2 protein-coding genes are annotated in these 2,010 nt (G+C 75.2%); both read left to right on the top strand.

Annotation, left to right across the window (positions count from 1 at the left end):
- Positions 1-248: 248 nt before the first annotated feature.
- On the top strand, positions 249-1,208 hold the full coding sequence (locus tag ABZV94_RS41440; protein ID WP_356350252.1) for a threonine/serine dehydratase: 960 nt from the start codon (positions 249-251) through the stop codon (positions 1,206-1,208).
- A 151-nt stretch (positions 1,209-1,359) separates the two neighbouring features.
- Positions 1,360-2,010 (top strand): protein kinase (locus tag ABZV94_RS41445; protein WP_356350255.1); only part of this gene is annotated, 651 nt, incomplete at its 3' end.

Below are 2,010 nucleotides of genomic sequence, written 5' to 3' on the forward strand. Positions count from 1 at the left end.
CCGTGTTCCCGGTGCGCGACGGCGGGCCGAGCCGGGCGAGGGGCTCGGCGAGGCCCGCGGGCGGCGGTCCACGGGAGCGGAGGGAGACCTTCCCGGTGCCGGCCGGGGCCCGGGGGCTGAGGGAGCTGCTGGAGTGCCTGGTGGGCCGCGTGCTGTGGCCATGACCGGAACGGCGTTGACCTCCGGCCTCCCGGCGGGTCAAGGTGCGTGAGGCACGGTCCCGAGCCGCGCCGGAAGGGTGAAGCACCGTGATCGAGATCTCGGACATCGAAGCCGCCGCCCGGAGGATCGCCGGGCACGTCGTCCGCACGCCGACGGTACCGAGCCCGGGCCTCGGCGCGCTGCTCGGCGTCCCCGTCACAGCCAAGCTCGAACTGCTCCAGCGCACCGGCTCGTTCAAGGCCCGCGGGGCCACGGCGAAGCTGCTGTCGCTGAGTGAGGCCGAGCGGGCGGCGGGCGTGGTCGCGGTGAGCGGCGGCAACCACGGGATCGCGCTCGCGGCGATGGCGGCGGCCCTCGATGTGAAGGCGACCGTGGTCATGCCGCGGACCGCGCCCGCGCGTTCCCTCGCGCTCGCCGAGGAGTCCGGGGCGGTGGTCCGGCTGACCGACGGCATGGACAGCGCCTTCGAGCTGGTGACGCGGCTGCGGGACGAGGGCCTGACCCTGGTCCACCCGTTCGACGACCCGGTGGTGATCGCCGGGCAGGGCACCGTGGGGCTGGAGCTGGCCGAGGACGCCGGGGAGCTGACGGACGTCGTCGTCAGCGTGGGCGGCGGCGGACTGATCGCCGGGGTCGCGGCGGCCCTGCGCGCCCGGTGGCCGGGGGTGCGCGTATGGGGCGTGGAGACCGAGGGCGCGGAGGCGATGTCCGGCGCGCTGAAGGCCGGCGGCCCGGTGCAGGTCCCGCTCTCCTCGCTGGTGAGCACGTTGAGCGCGCCCTCGGTGTCGCGACTGACGTACGACCATGTGTCCGCGCTCGTCGAGGAGGTGCTGGTGGTCCCGGACCGGGAGGCCGTGCGGGGCTGTCTGGATCTCGCCGAGCACGCCAAGGTGTGGGCCGAGCCGGCCGCGGGGTGTCTGCTGCCGGCGGCCCGGCAGGTGGTGGAGCGGGTCGGCGACGGCGCCCGGATCGGGCTCGTGGTGTGCGGGGGCAACACGACGCCCCGGGAACTCACCGACTGGGCCGCGCGCTTCGGGCTGCTGTGACGACCCGCCGTGAGGACCCCATGAGGACCCCGCTGTGAGGACCCCGCCGTGGGAGCTTTCGGAATGTGAGAGCTTTTGGACGCGCCCCTGAACGCACCCCCGCTCGCCCCGCGTACCTCTGGGAAAGACGAGGCAGGGGTTTCAGCGAGGGATGACCATGGCCAAGGCGCACGTCTCCGCACACGGGTTGGTCGCCGGACGGTACCGGCTCCTGGAGGTCTTCTCCCGCGAGACGAACCGCCTGTGGTGGTACGCCGAGGACCTGGCGGCGGAGCAGCCCCGCCTGGTGGCGCAGACCGCCCTGCCGGAGCCCGCCGACCAGGACACCGCGCGGCGCGTCACCGCCCGGGTCGTGCGCACCTCGGAGACCATGCGCCTGCTGCGTCCCGGCCAGGTGGCGGCGGTCGTCGACGCCGTGGTGGAGGCGGGCGCCCTGTGGACGGTCACCGAGTGGGTCGACGGCACGCCGCTGGGCGAACTCCTCGCCGAGGAGGGCTCGTTCCACCCGCTGCGGGCGGCCCGGCTGGGCCTGGAGCTGCTGGACGTGCTGCAGGCCGCGCACGACGAGGGCATCACGCACGGCGAGCTGAGCCCCGGCCAGGTCTTCGTGCGGGACACCGGCCCGGTCGTCGTCACCGGGTTCGGGGTGGCGGGCGCGACGCTCGTGCCGCGGCTGACGGCACCGTCGTACGCCTCACCGGAGCAGGCCCGCGACGAGCGCATCGGCCCGGCCGCCGACCTGTGGGCGCTGGGCGCGCTGCTCTACACGATGGTCGAGGGCCGGCCGCCGGTCCGGGAACGC

This window comes from Streptomyces sp. NPDC004658 (assembly GCF_040609555.1).
Classification (GTDB): Bacteria; Actinomycetota; Actinomycetes; order Streptomycetales; family Streptomycetaceae; genus Streptomyces.